Consider the following 1522-nt stretch of genomic DNA (forward strand, 5'->3'; position numbering starts at 1 on the left):
CTATTAATTGCGTTCTACTTTTAAGTCCATATTTCTTCGCTATAGCTGATTGACTACCCTCACCGTTTAAAAAACTTTCTACAGCTTGTATCTTTAATTCATTTGAATAAGTTTGAAATGTAGACCCTTTTTTAGCCATAATAAAATCCCCTCCAAGTAGAAGTGTAACATCCATGTTTGTTCATGGTCTTTTTACACTGTCTACCTTAAGGGGATAATATCAATACAATCGGTCTTTTTTCATTAATATAATAAAGATTAGAAATAAATAGCATTGTATTTCATACTACCCTGCGAATATTATAAGATAGATATAAATTGATTATAGTTTGAAAACGGATTTGTTATCAGTTTTTTCAGAAATCTTACAAGCGTGTAAGATAAATGAAAGATGAATCAATATGTGCTATAAAACAATTCATTTACACTATATTGTGAGAAGTGCAAATGAAGGGAGAATATAAATGGAAATTCTACATGCAAAAAGTATTAGTAAAGTATATAAAGGGAAAGTACCTTTTAAAGCATTGGTAGATATTGATTTATCAATTCAAGAAGGTGAATTTATAGGGATTATGGGGCCATCAGGGAGCGGGAAAACAACGTTATTAAATATGGTATCTACTATCGACTCTCCAACATCGGGAGAAATATTAATAAATGGTACAAATCCTTTCCAGTTGACATCAGATAATTTGGCTTTATTCCGTAGGAAACAATTAGGATTTGTTTTTCAATCATTTAATTTACTTAGCACACTTACAGTAAAGGAAAATATCGTATTGCCGATGACATTAGATGGTGTTTCTGTACAAGAAATGAACAAACGAGTTGAAGAAATTGCAGAGAAATTAAATATTACAGATATATTGAGTAAAAGAACTTTTGAAATTTCAGGGGGGCAAGCTCAAAGAACGGCAATTGCTCGTGCAATTGTTCATAAGCCGCAATTATTACTTGCAGATGAACCAACAGGGAATTTAGACTCTAAATCTTCAAATGATGTAATGGAGATGCTAGATACTTTAAATAAAGAAGAAAAAGCTACGATGATGTTAGTTACACATGATCCGTATGCAGCGAGTTTTTGCAGCAGAGTCATATTTATTAAAGATGGTCAACTATATAACGAAATTTATTGTGGTGAAAGTAGGCAAGCATTTTATCAAAAGATTATGGATGTCCTTTCTTTGTTAGGAGGGAAAAGGCATGACTTTTCGTCAGTTCGCATTTAATAATATTTTTCGCAATAAGCGTACATATGCAGCTCATTTTTTAAGTAGTGCATTTTCTATTATGATTTTCTTTACGTATGCTCTTTTATTATTTCATCCTGATTTACAAGGTGAGTTGAAATCGACAAGTGCAACAATAAGTGCATTTGGTACATTGGGATTTTCAGTTTCGCAAGGCTTGATTTTTGTATTTTCATTTTTCTTCATTCTATATTCAGTTAGTTCATTTTTAAAAACGCGCAAGAAAGAATTTGGGATATTAATGATGCAAGGTATGTCAATGAGAC

General features: G+C 31.6%; 1 protein-coding gene and 1 pseudogene. Both read left to right on the top strand.

All coding sequences use genetic code 11. The features are described 5' to 3' along the window. Nucleotides 1–464 precede the first annotated feature (464 nt). Nucleotides 465–1235 carry an ABC transporter ATP-binding protein gene (locus AC1DS7_RS28660; protein ID WP_002136646.1) on the top strand — a complete coding sequence of 257 codons (771 nt, stop codon included), beginning with the start codon at nt 465–467 and terminating at the stop codon, nt 1233–1235. Beyond that, nucleotides 1210–1522, top strand: a pseudogene (locus tag AC1DS7_RS28665) (FtsX-like permease family protein); the annotation flags it as partial. The gene AC1DS7_RS28660 and the pseudogene AC1DS7_RS28665, both read left to right, overlap by 26 nt.

It is taken from the genome of Bacillus sp. P4_E1 (assembly GCF_056401715.1).